This is a genomic window from Chloroflexota bacterium (genome assembly GCA_011322445.1).
Taxonomy (GTDB): domain Bacteria; phylum Chloroflexota; class Anaerolineae; order Anaerolineales; family DRMV01; genus DRMV01.
This window is the reverse complement of record DRMV01000047.1, coordinates 1-16278: the sequence shown is the minus strand read 5'-3', so window position 1 is coordinate 16278 and position 16278 is coordinate 1. Positions and strand designations below refer to the sequence as shown.

At 63.2% G+C, this 16278-nt stretch carries 11 protein-coding genes; 2 read left to right on the top strand and 9 right to left on the bottom strand.

The annotated features are described in order from the left end of the window. Positions 1-16: 16 nt before the first annotated feature. The 8 genes from ENJ54_10045 to ENJ54_10010 all read right to left on the bottom strand — a co-directional run bounded on the left by ENJ54_10045 (position 17) and on the right by ENJ54_10010 (position 10364). Positions 17-1306 carry a YibE/F family protein gene (locus tag ENJ54_10045; protein ID HFC10172.1) on the bottom strand — a complete coding sequence of 430 codons (1290 nt, stop codon included), beginning with the start codon at positions 1304-1306 and terminating at the stop codon, positions 17-19. A 7-nt stretch (positions 1307-1313) separates the two neighbouring features. Then, positions 1314-2036, bottom strand: a complete 723-nt coding sequence (locus tag ENJ54_10040) for a metallophosphoesterase (GenBank protein ID HFC10171.1) — start codon at positions 2034-2036, stop codon at positions 1314-1316. Beyond that, positions 2036-2455, bottom strand: a complete 420-nt coding sequence (gene cdd / locus ENJ54_10035) for a cytidine deaminase (protein ID HFC10170.1) — start codon at positions 2453-2455, stop codon at positions 2036-2038. Before cdd ends, ENJ54_10040 begins: the two co-directional genes overlap by 1 nt. Then, positions 2439-3725, bottom strand: a complete 1287-nt coding sequence (locus ENJ54_10030) for an HlyC/CorC family transporter (protein ID HFC10169.1) — start codon at positions 3723-3725, stop codon at positions 2439-2441. The genes cdd and ENJ54_10030 overlap by 17 nt, the downstream gene beginning before the upstream one ends. A 31-nt stretch (positions 3726-3756) precedes the next feature. After that, positions 3757-5109 (bottom strand): UDP-N-acetylglucosamine diphosphorylase/glucosamine-1-phosphate N-acetyltransferase, encoded by a 1353-nt coding sequence (glmU, locus tag ENJ54_10025; protein ID HFC10168.1) that lies wholly within the window; start codon positions 5107-5109, stop codon positions 3757-3759. An 85-nt stretch (positions 5110-5194) separates the two neighbouring features. After that, the gene (locus ENJ54_10020; protein ID HFC10167.1) at positions 5195-6595 is read right to left on the bottom strand and encodes a cation transporter; all 1401 of its coding nucleotides are present in this window, start codon (positions 6593-6595) and stop codon (positions 5195-5197) included. After that, positions 6592-9924 carry a hypothetical protein gene (locus ENJ54_10015; GenBank protein HFC10166.1) on the bottom strand — a complete coding sequence of 1111 codons (3333 nt, stop codon included), beginning with the start codon at positions 9922-9924 and terminating at the stop codon, positions 6592-6594. The genes ENJ54_10020 and ENJ54_10015 overlap by 4 nt, the downstream gene beginning before the upstream one ends. Further along, a complete protein-coding gene (locus ENJ54_10010; GenBank protein HFC10165.1) occupies positions 9924-10364 on the bottom strand; it encodes a dehydratase in 441 nt (146 codons plus the stop codon). The genes ENJ54_10015 and ENJ54_10010 overlap by 1 nt, the downstream gene beginning before the upstream one ends. Positions 10365-10666: 302 nt before the next feature. Between ENJ54_10010 and ENJ54_10005 the strand changes: the two genes are divergently transcribed. Then, positions 10667-11869, top strand: a complete 1203-nt coding sequence (locus ENJ54_10005; protein HFC10164.1) for a pyridoxal phosphate-dependent aminotransferase family protein — start codon at positions 10667-10669, stop codon at positions 11867-11869. Positions 11870-11947: 78 nt separating this feature from the next. On the opposite strand, the gene ENJ54_10000 is transcribed toward ENJ54_10005, so the two are convergent. Beyond that, positions 11948-13129 (bottom strand): CoA transferase, encoded by a 1182-nt coding sequence (locus ENJ54_10000; GenBank protein ID HFC10163.1) that lies wholly within the window; start codon positions 13127-13129, stop codon positions 11948-11950. Between the two features lie 110 nt (positions 13130-13239). On the opposite strand from ENJ54_10000, the gene acnA reads away from it, so the two are divergent. Further along, positions 13240-15954, top strand: a complete 2715-nt coding sequence (gene acnA / locus ENJ54_09995) for an aconitate hydratase AcnA (GenBank protein ID HFC10162.1) — start codon at positions 13240-13242, stop codon at positions 15952-15954. The last annotated feature ends 324 nt before the right edge of the window (positions 15955-16278 follow it).

The window sequence follows — 16278 nt, the reverse complement described above, 5'->3', positions numbered from 1 at the left end:
GGCGGCGCTACCGATATCAATGCACATGAACGTGGCCTTCGCCCCGGTCGGGCGGCCCAAGGTAGCGCCCCACAGGCCCCAGCCGCTCGTGATAATGCGCCAGCGAAACCGCCAACAGGTTGGTCAAAGGCACCGCGGCAATCAACCCCAACGACCCTACCATCATGCTGATAATCTCTTGCGCCACAAACTCATAGTTCAGCACCTGGAGAGGGTGCTCGTTGGTGAGGTAAAACAACAACAGCATGGGCAACACCCCGCCGGTATAGGCCAGCACCAGGGTATTCACGGTAGCAGCGACGTGGTCGCGCCCCACCTGCATCGCGCGGCGATACAGCGCCCGAAACGAAAGCGTTGGATCAGTGGCGTAAAGTTGAAAGACCACTGACGATTGAGTAATCGCCAAATCGTCCAGCACGCCCAACGCGCCCACCAACATGCCGGCGAGCACCAGCCCCCGGATGTCAATGCGCACCGTCGAGAACTGGATGAGGTAAAGCGCATCCTCGCTGCCAAAGCCGGTCAGGCGGCTGAGCACGACAAAATATTGGGCCAACACGCCCGTGATCACCAAAGCCGCCAAAATGCCCAACACAGCAGCGTGCGTTTTGAGGGTCCAGCCATAAATCAGGTAGAGGGTCACACCCAAAAGCACCGCCGAACCCAACACCGTGACCACCACGGGGTTGTGGCCGTGGAGAATTTGCGGCAAGATAAAGAGGAAAATCACAGCAAAACTGAAAGCCATGCCCATCAGGCCGCGCAGTCCCTTCCAACCGCCAACAGCAATGGTAAAGAAAGCAAACACCAAAAACAGGATGAACATCGCCCGCAGGCGCACGAAATCGACGAAATACACCATCAGCCCGCCATCGGGACGACGCAAAACGTTGACCAAAATCTCATCGCCTGCGCGCAGGTGCATGTCCGAGGGCAACGTCTGGCGTTGGCCGAAATCCATCACCATTTCGGTGCCCGCAAGCGGGCCTTCCAGCAGGCGAATGCGCACTTTTTGGTACGTTTGTCGATGATCCCCCAGCATGATGGGGCGGCTTTCCAAAATCGCCACTACCCGCGCTTTATACACCTGGCCCTGCATGTCGGCCCCAGGCCCAGCGGCCTCTGCCGATGCCATCGGCGTCGCGACGGGCACCGGTGTGGCCGTCGCGGGCGGGGCAGCCTTTTCGCGCGAGCGAAAAACCAGCACAAAGAAAGCCACCTCAGCCAGCACCAACGCACCGGCCACCAGCAACCAGCGCCACCACGGCCACGCATCGCGGGAAGCAGGAGGCTTTTGCATCACCATCCCTCACTTAGCGGCCCACAGCGAGCCGCAAAACATTCGTGGGGGAAAGCCCCAATGCCCGCATCCGCTGCTGCACCGCGCCAATGTCGTAAGGCACCCGACGCCAGGCCCACGTTTGGGCTTCGGTGTCGTAAAGCGCGTAAGCAGCGCGCGGGTCGCCATCGCGGGGCTGCCCCACCGAGCCCGGGTTGAGAATTGCTCGCGGCTTCAGCGGCAGGGCTTCCCCCAACACCGGCGGGCAAAAACGTACCCCGCCGTCCTCTTCCTGCCAGTGGGCAGGGGAATGGGTGTGCCCCACAAAGCAGAAACTGGCCTCGGTACGTGCCAGCGCCTCAGCGGCGATCTCGGCGGTCAAAATATATTCCGTCACCGGGGCACGCGGGCTGCCGTGCACCAACAGCACCTTCCCTTGCGGCTGTTGTTCGGGCAACTGCTGCAAAAAAGCAAAGTTTTCTGGCGTAAGGCGCTCTTGCGTCCAGCGGATGAGGTTGCGGGCCTCACGGTTGAACCAGTTGAGGGGCATTTTCTCCAACACCGCCGCATCGTGATTGCCCAACACGGCCACCAGGTTGGGCAAAGAGCGGACACGCGCGACACATTCGTTGGGGTCCGGCCCGTAGCCCACCAGGTCCCCCAGGAACCAATGGGCATCGACCGGGCCCGCGTCAGCCAGCACGGCTTCCAGAGCCGTCAGGTTGGCATGAATATCGGAAAACACCAGCACCCGCATCAGGCCTCCTCCGCCCCCGGCAGGCTCTGGGGGCCAAACGAAGCGGGCAACAACTCGGCCAGGGTGGTTTCCAGCACCACCGCGCCGGAAGCATCGGCTACCACCACTTCCAGGTCGGTGCCAAACTCGGCCAGCACCTGACGGCAGGCACCGCACGGCGCGCCGCCGTTTTCGGTGACCACCACAATGGCCTCAAACGCCCGTTCCCCGTCAGAAACGGCTTTGAACACCGCCACCCGCTCGGCGCACATGCCCGAGGGGAAGGCCGCGTTTTCGACATTCACCCCGGTGTAAATTTTGCCGCTGCGGGTCAACAACGCCGCGCCCACCGGGTAGCGAGAGTAAGGCGCGTAAGCATGGCGACGCACCGCCCGGGCAGCGCGAATCAGTTGGGCTTGCACTTCAGGCTTCATGGACATCCTCAGAAACGGCAGGTGTCACGGCTTCACCTTCCACAAGACGGCGGGCGTGCACCAACACAATGCGCCGCTGGTCCACCTTGCGGATGGTGAACAGGAACCCGCCAATAGTCACGGCTTCACCTTCGGCAGGCATGTGGCCGGTTACAGTAAGCAAAAGGCCGCCCAGGGTATCGGCATCTTCCGAGGGGAAATCGGTGCCCAGGGCTTCGTTGATGTCATCGATGTCGGCGCGGCCACTGAGCAGGTATTCCCCCGGTCCCAAAGGGCGGATGTTGGGAATTTCTTCTTCGAGGTCGTATTCGTCTTGAATCTCACCGATGATTTCCTCGACGATGTCTTCCAGCGTCACCAGGCCAGCAATGCCACCGTACTCATCCACCACCAGCGCCATGTGCATACGACGGCGCTGCATCTCGGCCAGCAGTTCGTCCACCTTTTTGGCTTCGGGCACGAAATAGGCCGGCCGCAACAGGTTGCGCAATGCATGGGCGGTTTCCCGGCCGTCCCGCCAAATGGGTAGCAAATCCTTGGCGTAGAGCAGGCCGATGATGTCATCAACTTTCTTTTCATACACCGGCAACCGGGAAAAACCGGTTTGGATGAAAAGATCCACCGCCTCTTGCAGAGGGGTGTTCACTTCCACCGCCACCATATCAATGCGCGGCACCATGATTTCCCGCACTAAGGTTTCGCCAAAGCGCATAATCGAGCGCAGCATGGCGCGCTCTTCCTGCTCCAGGCGGCCTTCCTGAAAATTGGCCTGGAGCAGTGCCTGGAACGTTTCGTCGTTGAGCAGCCAATCGGCTTCGGCGCGACGCGAGAACAGGCGCCCGAAAGGGGAAGCCAGGGCCGTCAGGCGCTCGGCCCAGGGCACCGCCCAACGAATCGCCGCGGGGCGGCCGCGCACCAACGTGTCGAGCAGCCATTCCAGCGCGCCGACAATCAACGCGACCGCGACCAGCAGGCCCAACAGGCCGCCGAGGTCGTTCAGCGGCAAATGGTAGATGCGAACAGCCAGATAGAGCACACCGCCGCCGATGAAGAAATGCGCCAGCAACATGCCCAACTGCACCAGCAGCCGCAAGGGGTCGCGGCGGCGCAGCACGTCCAGCAAACGGTGGAAGGTGGCGTTATCGGTCTCGCGCAGACGAGAGAGGTCTCTCAGGGAAAGGCGCAACACGCCTGCCCGCACCGCTGCCAGCAACAAATCCAGCGCCAGCAGCAGCGCCAAAAGCGTATAAAACCACCATAGGTCGGTTTCGTCCATAAACTCCTCGCGGGGGCGTCAAACCTCAGCGTTATTTTCCTTCCAGTTTACGAATCACTCGCGCTGGCACGCCTACTGCCAGGCTATAAGGCGGCACATTCTTGGTCACCACTGCACCGGCACCGGTGCGGGCGCCTTCCCCAATTTCCAGCGGGGCAACCAGCATGGTGTCGCTGCCAATGAACGCGCCCTTGCCGATTTTCGTGGGGTGCTTGCGCTCGCCATCGTAGTTGCACGTAATCGTGCCCGCGCCGATATTGACTTCTTCGGCAATGGTGGCGTCGCCGATGTAGGAAAAGTGTCCCATCTTCACGCCGGGGCCGAGGTAGGAATTCTTAACCTCGCCAAAGTTGCCCATGTGAACGCCTTCCGCCAGATGGGCGCCCTTGCGCAAATGGCCGAAGGGGCCAATATCCACATGGTCTTCCAGCACGGCGTATTCTAACACCGAAGCGAAAACGCGGCAGGCGTTCCCGATGCGGGTGTCGAGGATGTAGGCATTGGGGCCGATTTCGCAGCCCTCGCCGATTTCGGTGGTGCCGCGCAGGTAGCAGTCGGGCCACACCACGGTATCGCGGCCAATGCGCACGGTGGGTTCGATGTAGGTGCGGTCGGGGTCAATCAACGTCACCCCGCTTTCCATCAGGCCGCGATTGATGCGGCGCTGGAGCGCGGTCGCGGCCTCTGCCAGGTGCACCCGGGTATTCACGCCGATGGCCTCGGTGGGGTCTTCCAGCCGCAGGGCCTGCACGCTGTGCCCTTCGGCTACGGCCAGGCCCACCAGGTCGGTGAGATAATATTCGCCCTTGGGCGAAAGCGGCAGTTTGGGCAGAGAAGCCCACAACCACGCGGCATCGAAACAATACGCCCCGACGTTGAGTTCCCGAATGCGCTTTTGCTCTTCGGTGGCGTCGGCTTCTTCCACAATGGCCTGCACGCGCCCATCGGGGAAGCGCACCACCCGCCCGAAGCCACGGGGGGCGTCCACCTCGACGGTGAGCATGGTGATGGGGCCGTCGTGGCTCTGCTGGGCTTCCAGCAGGTCGCGCAGGGTGTCGGCAGTGAGCAGGGGCATGTCGCCGTTGGAAACCAGCACCCAGCGCGTGTCTTCGGGCACAGCGCGCTGGGCAGCCTGCACCGCGTGGCCGGTGCCCAAGGGCGGATCTTGCAGGGCAAACCCGGCCAGGCCTGCAAACGCAGCCTGCACTTCTTCGGCAGCATGGCCGACCACCACCACCGGTTTGCTGCCGGTGGCTTCCTGCATGGCCTGCAGGGCATACGCCAGCATGGGCTGCCCCAGCAGCGGGTGCAGCACCTTGGGGAGATCGGATTTCATGCGGGTGCCTTTGCCCGCGGCTAAAATGATGCCGGTTGTGTTGGGCATGGAGGGCTCCTTGATAGTCGGGTAGTCAGATAGTTGGATGGTCAGATAGTTGGATGGTCAGGTAGTCGGGTGGTCGGGTGGTCGTTTAGTCAGGTTCGACCTGGACGATGGCCCGCGAGAGGGCCGGGAAGGCGTTGAGCAGGGCATGTTGCAGGGCGTCGGCGTAACTGTGGGCCTCTTCCAGCGGCATTTCACCGGGCAGGGCGCAATATACCGCCGCGGTGAGGTGATTGCCGGTACGCCGCAGCACCACCTGCCGAATCTTCCCTGCTGTGCAGTGAGATTTCGCAAAAGCCTCTACCTCGGCCGTCAGGGCGTCGTCGGCCTGTTCGGTTGCCAGCACGCGGCCCGGCAGGGGCTCCAGGTGCACGGTCACTTCTTGCAGGGCCGGCATTTCGGCACGCGCCCGCCGAATGAAGGCCCCCGCCTGGCTGTGGGCTTCGGCCAAGGTGATCTCTGCGGGGAATTCCAGATGCATTTCGGCGCGATAGCCGCCTTCGGGCAGGGCGTGGATGTAAATTTCGTGAATGCCCAGCCCCAACCCATCGGCCAGGCGGCGCAGGCGCAGGGCCAGGTCGTCCCATGGGGAAAGGCCGGGGGCCACTGCTGCAGGTTCGACATGCACCATCGCCTCGACCACGCCATCCACCTCGGCCTTGATGCGATTTTCCACCTCAGTGGCGACGGCGTGCGCCTGCTCGGTGCCCATGCCGGGGGGCACGTGGATATGGAGGTCTACAAAAGCAGCGGTAGGGCGACCTCGCGAGCGAATGCTGTGGGCATCAATCACGCCGGGCACCGAGGTCGCAACGGCTTGAATGGCCTCAGCATCCACCACCGAGGCATCGGTGAGGTATTGCGAGGCCTGCTTCAGCACTTCCCACGCTGCGCGGACGATGAGCACAGCCACCACCAACGCCGCCACCGGGTCAAGCCAGGCATAGCCCAACCGCACACCAATGAGGGAAACAATCACCGAGGCGGTAATCCACAAATCGCTGCGCACATGGGCTGCATCGGCGAGCAGCAGTTCCGAGTTCCAGCGCCGCCCCTGGCGGGTTTCCCACCACACCACTACCAGGCTGACCACGAAAGCCACGCCCATCAAATACAGCGCCAGGGGTTCCACGTGCGCCGCGCCGTGCTGCCAGTGGTCGATGGCCTGAAAGGCAATTTCACCCGCGGCAATGAGCATCAGCACCCCGATGAACAGCGCGCCCAAAGTTTCAAAGCGCTGGTAGCCATAAGGGTGGGTGGGGTCGGCCTTGCGGGCGGCGAAACGCAGCATCAGCAGGCTGATGAGGTTGGACGCCGCATCCACCAGAGAGTGAAAGCCGTCGGCGACCACAGAAAGCGCGCCAGTGAGGGTGCCCAACACAATCTTGAGCAGGCTGACACTGAGGTTGAAGGCCAACACACCCCACAGGGTATGCTGCACAGCGGGATAACGCGCCTCGTTGGAAGTAAGGGGATGTTTTTCGGTCATGGCGTTGTAGGTGTGGGGGTAGGCGACGGATAAGGCGTAGAAACCGGCCAGGTCGGCGTCGGCGTGGGGGTGGAAGTCATGGTCGGCGTGGGGGTGATGGTGGGGGTCGGCGATGCGGTAGGCGTGGGCGTTGCCGTAGGGGTCGGGGTGGGGGTCGGCGTCGGCGTGGGCACCGCCAGCCTGACGCGAATCTGGCGGATGGCGTAATTCAGGTCGCCCTGCGTGCTGTGCATGTACATTTCCAGAATGACCTCGCCGGTCGGCGGGCCTTCCTCGCCCCAGGTATCGAGAATGTTCCAGGTGGTCACCTTGTCGGGCTGAGGCACCGGCTGATCGCTGAAGTACAACCGATGCCAATGCTTCTCGTCGGGGCGGCGCACCTCTACCCGGAAATCCTTGAAATCGCGGGTGGCATCGGCCTGCACCACGATGTCCACCGTGGGGTCGGTGATGAGCGAGCCATCGTGCGGGAAGACGAAATTCAACACAGGGCGCGGGTCAGAGGCCTTGCACGCGCGGGCGGGGTAAAAGATGACCGGGTTCTCGAAACCCATCTTGGCAGCCCAGGCGCGGCCGGCTTTGTTTTCCCGCAGCCATTTGCGCGCCCACGGATCGCTCACATTGGCCGTCAGCCATTCGCGGGCATACAGGCCGTCGGGGTTGCAGGCCGACGACTGCGCCAGTTGCGTCCAGGTGTCAATGCGCGCCGGCTTCCACAAATCTTCGGAAGGCGGCAGTGGCGGCTGGTCGTAGGCAAAAATTTCGGTGCGGGTTTTGGGGCACCACCTGGAAGGCTGCGCGCCCGAAACCGCACAAATGGTGTAAGTCACAATGCCGGGCGGCTGCACGAAAGGCGTGGGGTGGCCGTGGGTGAGATAGTTTTCGGCATATTGCATGAAGGCCGACCAAATGGGGGCTGCGCCGGTCAGGCCGGTGCTGTTGATCATCGGGCTGTTGTCGGCGTTCCCCACCCACACCCCCACCGCGATGTCGGGCGTGTAGCCCATCGTCCAGTTATCGCGAAAATCGTTGGTGGTGCCGGTCTTGGCTGCGGCGGGGAAGGGCAGGTGCAACGGCGAGTTGAGGCCGAATTCCCAGGCGCGGGCCTGGTTGTCGGAAAGGATGGAGGTGATGAGGTAGGCGTGCTCTGGCCGCACGACCTGCACCCCCGCGGGCGGGGTGTATTCATAGACCGTTTTGCCGCGGTAGTCCACAATGCGGGTGATGGCGACCGGCGGCACCCGCTTCCCCCCGTTGGCCAGCACGGCATAGGCCGCGGTGTGTTCCAGCAGCGTGACTTCGCCGCCGCCCAAAGTGAGCGAAAGGCCGTAATCTTTGCGGGTCAGGGTGGTAATGCCCAGCCGCTCGGCCATGCCGATCAGGCCGTCTTTCTGGGGGGTTTTCGGGTCGTCGTAGATGCCCACGAATTGCAGCGTCTTCACCGCCGGGATGTTGAACGAATTTGCCAGCGCGGTGCGCACCGTCACCGGGCCGTGGAAGCGATGGTCGTAATTCACCGGCTTGTAAGGCGGGCGGGGGTCGTTGGGGTTGCCCGAAGGCGGGAATTCGCTGGGGACGTCCCAGATGAGCGTCGCGGGCGTCCAACCTTTCTCGAACGCGGCAAGGTAAGTATAGGGCTTGATGGAAGAGCCGGGTTGCCGCGGCGCTAAGGCCATGTTGACCTGACCGTGGATGGCTTCGTTGTAAAAATCGGCCGAGCCGACCATCGCCAAAATCTCGCCCGTGCTGGGGCGAATGGCGACCAGCGCCCCATCAGTGACGTGCTTTGCGGCCAGGGCCTGCACCTGCTGGCTGACGATTTCCTGCGCCTTGCGCTGCATGGTGGGGTCAAGGGTGGTGTACACCGTAAAGCCCGAGCGGTAGATGGTCTGGGGGTCGTAGCGCTGTTCCAGCAGCGAGCGAATGTAGTTGACCCAATGCGGAAAACGCATGGGAATCTCAGGCGGGGGGAACTTGTAGGCTTCCATCTCCTGCCATGCCTGCAGGATGTCGTCTTGCCCTACGCAAACGGGATGGGCGCTGTTGCTGACCTGAATGCAGCCCTGCTCCTGGCTGGTCTGGTAAATCAACGCCAGCACCTGCTTGTAACGCTGCATGGCCGCGGTGCGGTTGGTGTAAGGGTCATACACCGCGGGCGCCTGGGGCAACCCTGCCAGGAAGGCCGCCTGGGCGAGGGTCAGTTTCTCGGCGCTGGTGTGGAAATAGGTTTCCGCCGCCGCCTCCACGCCATAGGCCAGGTTGCCGTAATAGACTTCGTTGAGGTAGAGTTCCAGAATCTCGTCTTTGGAATAGCGGCGGGTGATTTCCATCGCGAGGATGGCTTCCCGCAATTTGCGGCGGTAGGTGCGCTGGCTGCGTTCCTGGGGGGAAAGCAACAGGGCGCGCGCCAGTTGCTGGGTAATGGTCGAAGCCCCGGAAACCACCTCGCCCGTCGTGTAGTTCTGCCAAAACGCGCGCGCCACCGCCCAGAAATCGACGCCGGGGTGCTCGTAGAAATGCTTGTCTTCGGTGGCAAGGGTGGCCGCTACCATGTAGGGCGAAATTTTGCTCAGCGGCACATACGTCCGCCTGCCGGCGTGCGGGTCGAGGATCTCGTAGAGCACATCGCCGTTGCGGTCGAGGATGCGCGTGGTTTCGAAATGGGAAGCCCGGTTTTTGAGGTCGTCCACGTTGGGGAGTGTCGCGGCGATGCTGTAATACTTGTAAACCCCAAAAGCCGCTACGGCCGCCCCTGCCAACACCACCAGCAAGAGAAGGGCGAAGAAGGCGCGCAGCGCGCAGCCGAGGGAACGCCGCCAGATAGGCGCCCGCGGGGGTGCAGGCGGCGCGGGCGGTTCGCTCCCTGTGGAAGCGCCGGAAGGCGAAGCCCCGCGCGGCGTGGTGCTCAACCGCCGCAGCGGGCGGCTGGCATGACCACGCGGCAAGGGCAACCCATATTCATCCAGCGGCACCACGCGGGTTTCTTCTGGCAATCCCCCTGGCGGTGGGGCGTGCATGGGCTTGCTGGCAGGTGTGTCGGGCGGCTCCACCGCTTCCTCGGCGGGGCCGGCGGCTTCCCCCGTTGTGGGTGCCGACGGAGGCGCTTCCTCCATCGCCGCTTCCGCGCCGTCTTCCTGCGCGGGCAACGGGCTTTCAGGGGGCGCATCGGCAGCGGCTTCATCATCGCCAACCGCCGCGCGCACCCACCCCGCAGGCTGCAACGCATCGGGCGGCAATCCGGCGGTTTCGGGAGGCGACTGCTCCCCTTCCGGCTCCTCAGCAGGCGAAGGCTCCGAAGGACGTGCTTCGTCGGGCACAGGCAACTCCATCAGGCAGGACGGCTGGCCATGATAACCGCCCACACCCCGCGCATCACGGTTTCATCGTGCTGGTTACGCACGTCTACCTTGATGCTGACCACGCCGCCGCCCAGCCGCCGTGCCGGTTTGAGGTCCACGACTTCCAGCACGACGTGCACCGTATCGCCAATGAAGACCGGCCTGGAAAACTTCCACTCGCTAATTTCACGGAAGGCGATGGTGGTGCCTTCCAGAATGCCCGTTTGTGCAGCCAGGCCACTGGCAATGCTCGTCACCAGCAGGCCGTGGGCGATGCGTTGACCAAAGGGGGTCTTCCTGGCAAATTCGGCGTCGGTGTGCAACTGATTGAAATCACCAGAAAGCCCGGCAAAAGCCATAATGTCGGCCTCGGTGATGGTCCGGCCAGCCGTCACAATTTGCTGGCCGATGTGGAAATCTTCGAAATACATGCCGCGCGGGCGGTATTCGGTCATGGCTGCTCCTTCCAGAGAGAAATGAGAATGCCTACATTATAATGCACAACGGCCGCCGAGCGCAGGTCCGTGGACAGAGAGGGATTCCCTTTCGCGGCATTTCTCCGAAATTTTCGGTTTGCCTCTCGCGGCAGGCGCAAAGTCGGGTAAAATAGCCTCAGTTGCGGGGCAACCCGTGTGAGCGCAAGCACAACACAAAGCGCCACGGGCCTCAGCGGCCGCAACGGGGCTCACGCTTTTGTCATCATTCGCCGTGCTGCACTTATCAGGAGGTCATCATGAGTGACACGCCAGCCATCAAGGATATTTTTTCCAAAGTCACCGAATTTACCGAAGCCAAAGAAGCCATTGAAGGCGGTTATTACCCCTACTTCCTGCCGCTGGATGAAAACGAAGGCACCGAGGTGGACTATCAGGGGCACCGCCTCATCATGTGCGGGTCCAACAACTACCTCGGTCTGACCACCCACCCCAAAGTGCGGGAAGCCGCCATCGAGGCCATTCGCAAATACGGCACCTCCAACACCGGTTCGCGCTTCCTCAACGGCACGCTGCGCCTGCACAAGGAACTGGAAGAGGAACTGGCCGACTTCGTGGGCAAGGAAGCCGCCTTAGTGTTCAGCACCGGCTACCAGACCAACCTGGGCACCATCCAGGCCGTGGTGGGGCGGGAAGACGTGGTGGTGCTCGACCGTGCCGACCATGCCAGCATCGTGGACGGCGCCATCCTTTCCCAGGGGCGCATCGTGCGCTTCAAGCACAACAACCTGCAAGACCTGGAGCGGGTGCTGAGCAAAGTCGACCCCAAGCGCGGCCGTCTGGTGGTGGTGGACGGGATCTACAGCATGGACGGCGACATCGCCCCCCTGCCCGAGATGATCGAGGTGTGCAAGAAATACAACGCCCGCCTGATGGTGGATGATGCCCACAGCATGGGCGTGCTTGGGCCCCAGGGCAACGGCACTGCCGCCCACTTCGGCGTGACCGACGGCGTAGACCTCATCATGAGCACGTTCAGCAAGTCCTTCGCCTCGTTAGGCGGCTTCATCGCCGGCGATGCCGACACCGTGCAATACATTCAGCACTTCGGGCGTTCCATGATTTTCAGCGCCAGCATTCCCGCAGCCAACGCCGCCGCCGCCCGCGCTGCGCTGAAAATCATGAAAGAGGAGCCTGAGCGCCGCGAGCGCCTGTGGGCCATTGCCAAACGGGTCAAGCGGGAACTCACCAACATGGGCTACGATACCGGCACCAGCGAAACCCCCATCATTCCCATCATCATCGGCGACCACATGAAGACCATTTTCGTGTGGAAGCGGCTGTTCGACGAAGGCGTATTCGTCAACCCGGTGCTGCCGCCCGCCGTGCCGCCCAACCGCTCGCTGCTGCGCACTTCCTATATGGCCACGCACACCGACGAGCAAATCGACCGCGTGCTGGAAGCCTACTACAAAGTGGGCAAGGAAACCGGCGTGATCTAACCCCCGGCGCTCAAACGGCCGTCTGCGCCCCCGGCAGGGAAGACCCCCCGGGGGCGTTTTTTTACGTGCCTGCGGTCTTTATTCTGCCTCGTGGCCCAGCCCCACCACGCCCCGCGCCGCCAGGGCGCGAATGTCCTCCTCTTTGTAACCGAGGCCGCGCAGAATTTCGGCGCTGTGCTCGCCTAAGGCTGGCGCGGGCGGGCGCTCGCGGCGGGGCACAAAGGGGAAGGGCGAAGCAATGCCCGCCGGGCGGCCTTCGTCGTCTTCCAGCACTAAGCCCCGGTGGCGGATTTGCGGGTGCTGCAGCGTTTCTTCGTAATCCAGCACCGGCTCAAGGCACATGTCCACCTCGTCGGCCAGGGCGACCCACTCGGCCAGCGTGCGGGTGCGGAAAAGCGCCTGCACTTCGGGGATGAGGCCGGCATCCCACTGGCGGGGCTGCCACTCCTCGCGCCCCACCGCACGGCAGAAGTTGCCCCACAGGTGCGGCTCGATGGGCGCGATGGAAACATAGCGCCCGTCGGCGGTTTCGTAGACGTTGAAACACGGCAGCCCGCCCGCGAGGGGCATTTTCCCGCGTTCAGGGCGGATGCCCTCGGCAAAGAAGGGGCCGCCCGCGAGAGGCGCCATCCACGCCACCACCGCGTCGGCCAGGGCCATGTCAAGATACATGCCTTCGCCGGTGTGCCCGCGGCCGATGATGGCCGCCAGCACCGCGATGGCGGCAAAGGTTGCCCCGCCCAGGTCGGCCAACGGAATGGAAGGCGGCACCGGCGGCCCGCCTGCGAAGCCGTTCAGCCCTAATGAGCCGCCGATGGCCTGGTAGTTCAGGTCGTGCCCGGCGCGGTCGCGGTAAGGGCCGCTCTGCCCGTAGCCGGAAAGCGAGAGATACACTAAGCGCGGGTTGATTTCCCGCAGGCTGGCGTAGTCCAGCCCCCAGCGCTTCACCGCGCCCGGGCGGAAGCCTTCCACGAACACATCGGCCTCGGCCACCAGCCGGTAGAGGATTTCCCGCCCCTCGGGCTTGCGGTGGTTGACAGCGAGGCTTTTCTTGCCCGCGTTCACCGCGGGGAATAGCCCCGCGAGGCCGGTTTCCGGCGGCGCAATGCGGGCGTAATCGCCCACGCGCGGGGTTTCCACTTTGATGACCTCTGCCCCCAGGTCGGCCAGCAGTTGGGTGAGGTACGGGCCGGGCAGCAGACGGCTGAGGTCAATGACACGGATGCCCTCCAGCGGCAGCGGTTTGTCATGGGTTGGCATAGGAACTCCCTTTTCGAGAAGACGGTGGCGGTGTGCGTAGTATAATTTGAAGGCATCCCTTTGGCAACCGAAAACCGCCTTTGCGGAAAATTCCTTTCAAGGAGTGACCGATGAGCAATCCTTTTGCTGCTGCCCGTGATGTGCTGAAAACGCCGCACGGCAATTTTGTCATCTATCGCCTCGATTACCTGGAAAAGCAAGGCCTGACCAACCTCTCGAAACTGCCCTATTCCATCCGCGTGATGCTGGAATCGGTGCTGCGGCAGGCCAACGGTGTGGAAATTACCGAGCAGGATGTGGTCAACCTGGCTGGCTGGAAGCCCCAGACCGACCACCGCCCCACCCTGCCCTACCGCCCCGCCCGCGTGGTGATGCAGGACTTCACCGGCGTGCCCGCGGTGGTCGACCTGGCTGCGATGCGCTCGGCGATGGCGCGCCTCGGCGGGAAGCCTGCCACCGTCAACCCCCTCATCCCGGTAGATTTGGTGATCGACCACTCGGTGCAGGTGGACTTCTTCGGCACCCCCGATGCCTTCCTGCGCAATGCCGAGGTGGAATTCCAGCGCAACCGCGAGCGCTATGAGTTCCTGCACTGGGGGCAGAAAGCCTTCGATAACTTCCGCGTTGTGCCGCCTGATACCGGCATCATCCATCAGGTCAACCTGGAATACCTCGCCAAGGTGGTGATGACCACCAAAGAGGGCGACGAAGTGGTGGCCTTCCCCGACACGCTGGTCGGCACCGACAGCCACACCGTGATGATCAACGGCCTCGGCGTGGTGGGCTGGGGCGTGGGCGGCATCGAAGCCGAAGCCGCCATCCTCGGCCAGCCGATTTACATGGTGACGCCGGAAGTGGTGGGTTTCAAACTGTACGGCAAACTGCCCGAAGGCGTGACCTCCACCGACCTGGTGCTCACCGTGGTGCAAATGCTGCGCGAAAAGGGCGTGGTGGGCAAATTCGTGGAATTCTACGGCCCCGGCGTGAGCGCCCTCAGCCTGCCTGACCGCGCCACCATCGGCAACATGGCACCCGAATACGGCGCGACCATGGGCTTCTTCCCCGTGGACGAGGAAACGCTGCGCTACCTGCGCCTCACCGGCCGTCCGGAAGAACTCATCGACCTGGTGGAACGCTACACCAAAGAGCAGGGGCTCTTCCGCACCGACGACGCGCCCGTGCCCGAATTTACCGACACCCTGGAACTCGACCTGGGCGACGTGCGCGCCTGCGTGGCCGGTCCCAAGCGCCCGCAAGACCGGGTGCCCATGCCCGAACTGGGCGCCGCCTTCCGCAAGGCGCTCACCAACGAAGCCGGCCTGCACGGCTTCGGCCTCAAGCCCGAGGAGACCAAGAAGAAGGTCGCGCTGGTGCGCAACGGGCAGGAAACCGAGATCACCCACGGCTCGGTGGTGATTGCGGCCATTACTTCCTGCACCAACACTTCCAACCCCTCGGTGCTGGTGGGCGCGGGCCTGCTCGCCAAGAAGGCGCGTGAAAAGGGCCTGCTCAGCAAGCCGTATGTCAAGACCAGCCTCGCCCCCGGTTCCCGCGTGGTGACCGAATACCTGCGCCAGTCGGGCTTGCTGGAGCCGCTGGCCGAACTCGGCTTCCATGTGGTGGGCTACGGCTGCACCACCTGCATCGGCAACAGCGGCCCGCTGCCGCCTGAGGTGGCGCGCGCCATCACCGAAGGCGACCTGGTGGTCTCCGCGGTCAGTTCCGGCAACCGCAACTTCGAAGGCCGCGTGCACCCGCTGGTCAAGGCGCACTACCTGATGTCGCCGCCCTTAGTGGTGGCTTACGCCATCGCCGGGACGGTGAACATCAACCTGGAAACCGACCCCCTGGGCTACGACCCCGACGGCAACCCGGTTTACCTGCGCGACATCTGGCCGAGCAGCGAAGAAATTTTGCAGACCATCGCCGACTACGTCAAGCCCGACCTGTTCAAAGAAAAATACGCCGACGTGTTCACCGGCAACGAAATGTGGAACAAACTGCCCAGCCCCGATGGCGAAATTTACGACTGGAACCCCGATTCCACCTACATCCAGGAACCGCCGTTCTTCACCACCTTAGGGCTGGAAGAGCCGCCCATTGAGGAAATCCACGGTGCGCGGGCGCTGGCGGTGCTGGGCGATTCCATCACCACCGACCACATCTCACCCGCGGGCAGCATCCCGCCCGATTCCCCCGCGGGCAAGTACCTGATTTCCAAAGGTGTGCAGCCCAAGGATTTCAACTCCTACGGCTCTCGCCGTGGCAATCACGAAGTGATGATGCGCGGCACCTTCGCCAACATCCGCCTGCGCAACAAACTGGTGCCGGGCGTGGAAGGCGGCTACACCATCCACCTGCCCGACGGCGAGCAGATGACGATTTACGACGCGGCGATGAAGTATCAAGAGGAAGGCGTGCCCTTAGTGGTGCTGGCAGGCAAGGAATACGGCACCGGCTCGAGCCGCGACTGGGCGGCGAAGGGCACCTTGCTGCTCGGCGTGAAAGCCGTGATTGCCCAATCCTACGAGCGCATCCACCGCTCGAACCTGGTGGGCATGGGCGTGCTGCCGCTGCAATTCAAGGAAGGCGACAGCGTGGAAAGCCTGGGGCTGACCGGTCACGAGGTGTTCCACATCGAAGGGTTGAGCAACGACCTGCAGCCGCTGAGCGAAGTGACCGTGCGCGCCGTGAAAGACGACGGCAGCGAAACCACCTTCAAAGCCCTGGTGCGGCTGGATACCTCGATGGAAGTGGTGTATTACCGCAACGGCGGCATTTTGCACACCGTGCTGCGCAACATGGCGCGCGAGCAGGTGGGCTGATTGCTTGCCAACATACGACAGTAGGGGCGAGGCGCTGCCTCGCTCCCAAAAAGGGCACGGCGCTTATGCCGTGCCCTTTTTTTGTCCACCGATGACCGCTTTGCACCGATACAAGGGATGCCAGGATGCCCAACCGTCCTGAGCGGCGGGCTGAGCGCAGCCAAAGCCCGCAGTCAAAAGCGTCCTGAGCAAAGCGTCCGCAGGGCGCGAAGTCGAAGACGTCCTGAGCGGAGCGTCCGCAGGGCGCGAAGTCGAAGACGTCCTGAGCGGAGCGTCCGCAGGGCGCGAAGTCGAAGACGTCCTGAGCGGAGCGTCCGCAGGGCG

Excerpts from the sequence above, each read along its gene's own strand:
- ENJ54_10045 (HFC10172.1), bottom strand. The coding sequence starts at position 1,306 with ATGGTGATGCAAAAGCCTCCTGCTTCCCGCGATGCGTGGCCGTGGTGG.
- ENJ54_10040 (HFC10171.1), bottom strand. The coding sequence starts at position 2,036 with ATGCGGGTGCTGGTGTTTTCCGATATTCATGCCAACCTGACGGCTCTG.
- cdd (HFC10170.1), bottom strand. The coding sequence starts at position 2,455 with ATGTCCATGAAGCCTGAAGTGCAAGCCCAACTGATTCGCGCTGCCCGG.
- ENJ54_10030 (HFC10169.1), bottom strand. The coding sequence starts at position 3,725 with ATGGACGAAACCGACCTATGGTGGTTTTATACGCTTTTGGCGCTGCTG.
- glmU (HFC10168.1), bottom strand. The coding sequence starts at position 5,109 with ATGCCCAACACAACCGGCATCATTTTAGCCGCGGGCAAAGGCACCCGC.
- ENJ54_10020 (HFC10167.1), bottom strand. The coding sequence starts at position 6,595 with ATGACCGAAAAACATCCCCTTACTTCCAACGAGGCGCGTTATCCCGCT.
- ENJ54_10015 (HFC10166.1), bottom strand. The coding sequence starts at position 9,924 with ATGGAGTTGCCTGTGCCCGACGAAGCACGTCCTTCGGAGCCTTCGCCT.
- ENJ54_10010 (HFC10165.1), bottom strand. The coding sequence starts at position 10,364 with ATGTATTTCGAAGATTTCCACATCGGCCAGCAAATTGTGACGGCTGGC.
- ENJ54_10005 (HFC10164.1), top strand. The coding sequence starts at position 10,667 with ATGAGTGACACGCCAGCCATCAAGGATATTTTTTCCAAAGTCACCGAA.
- ENJ54_10000 (HFC10163.1), bottom strand. The coding sequence starts at position 13,129 with ATGCCAACCCATGACAAACCGCTGCCGCTGGAGGGCATCCGTGTCATT.
- acnA (HFC10162.1), top strand. The coding sequence starts at position 13,240 with ATGAGCAATCCTTTTGCTGCTGCCCGTGATGTGCTGAAAACGCCGCAC.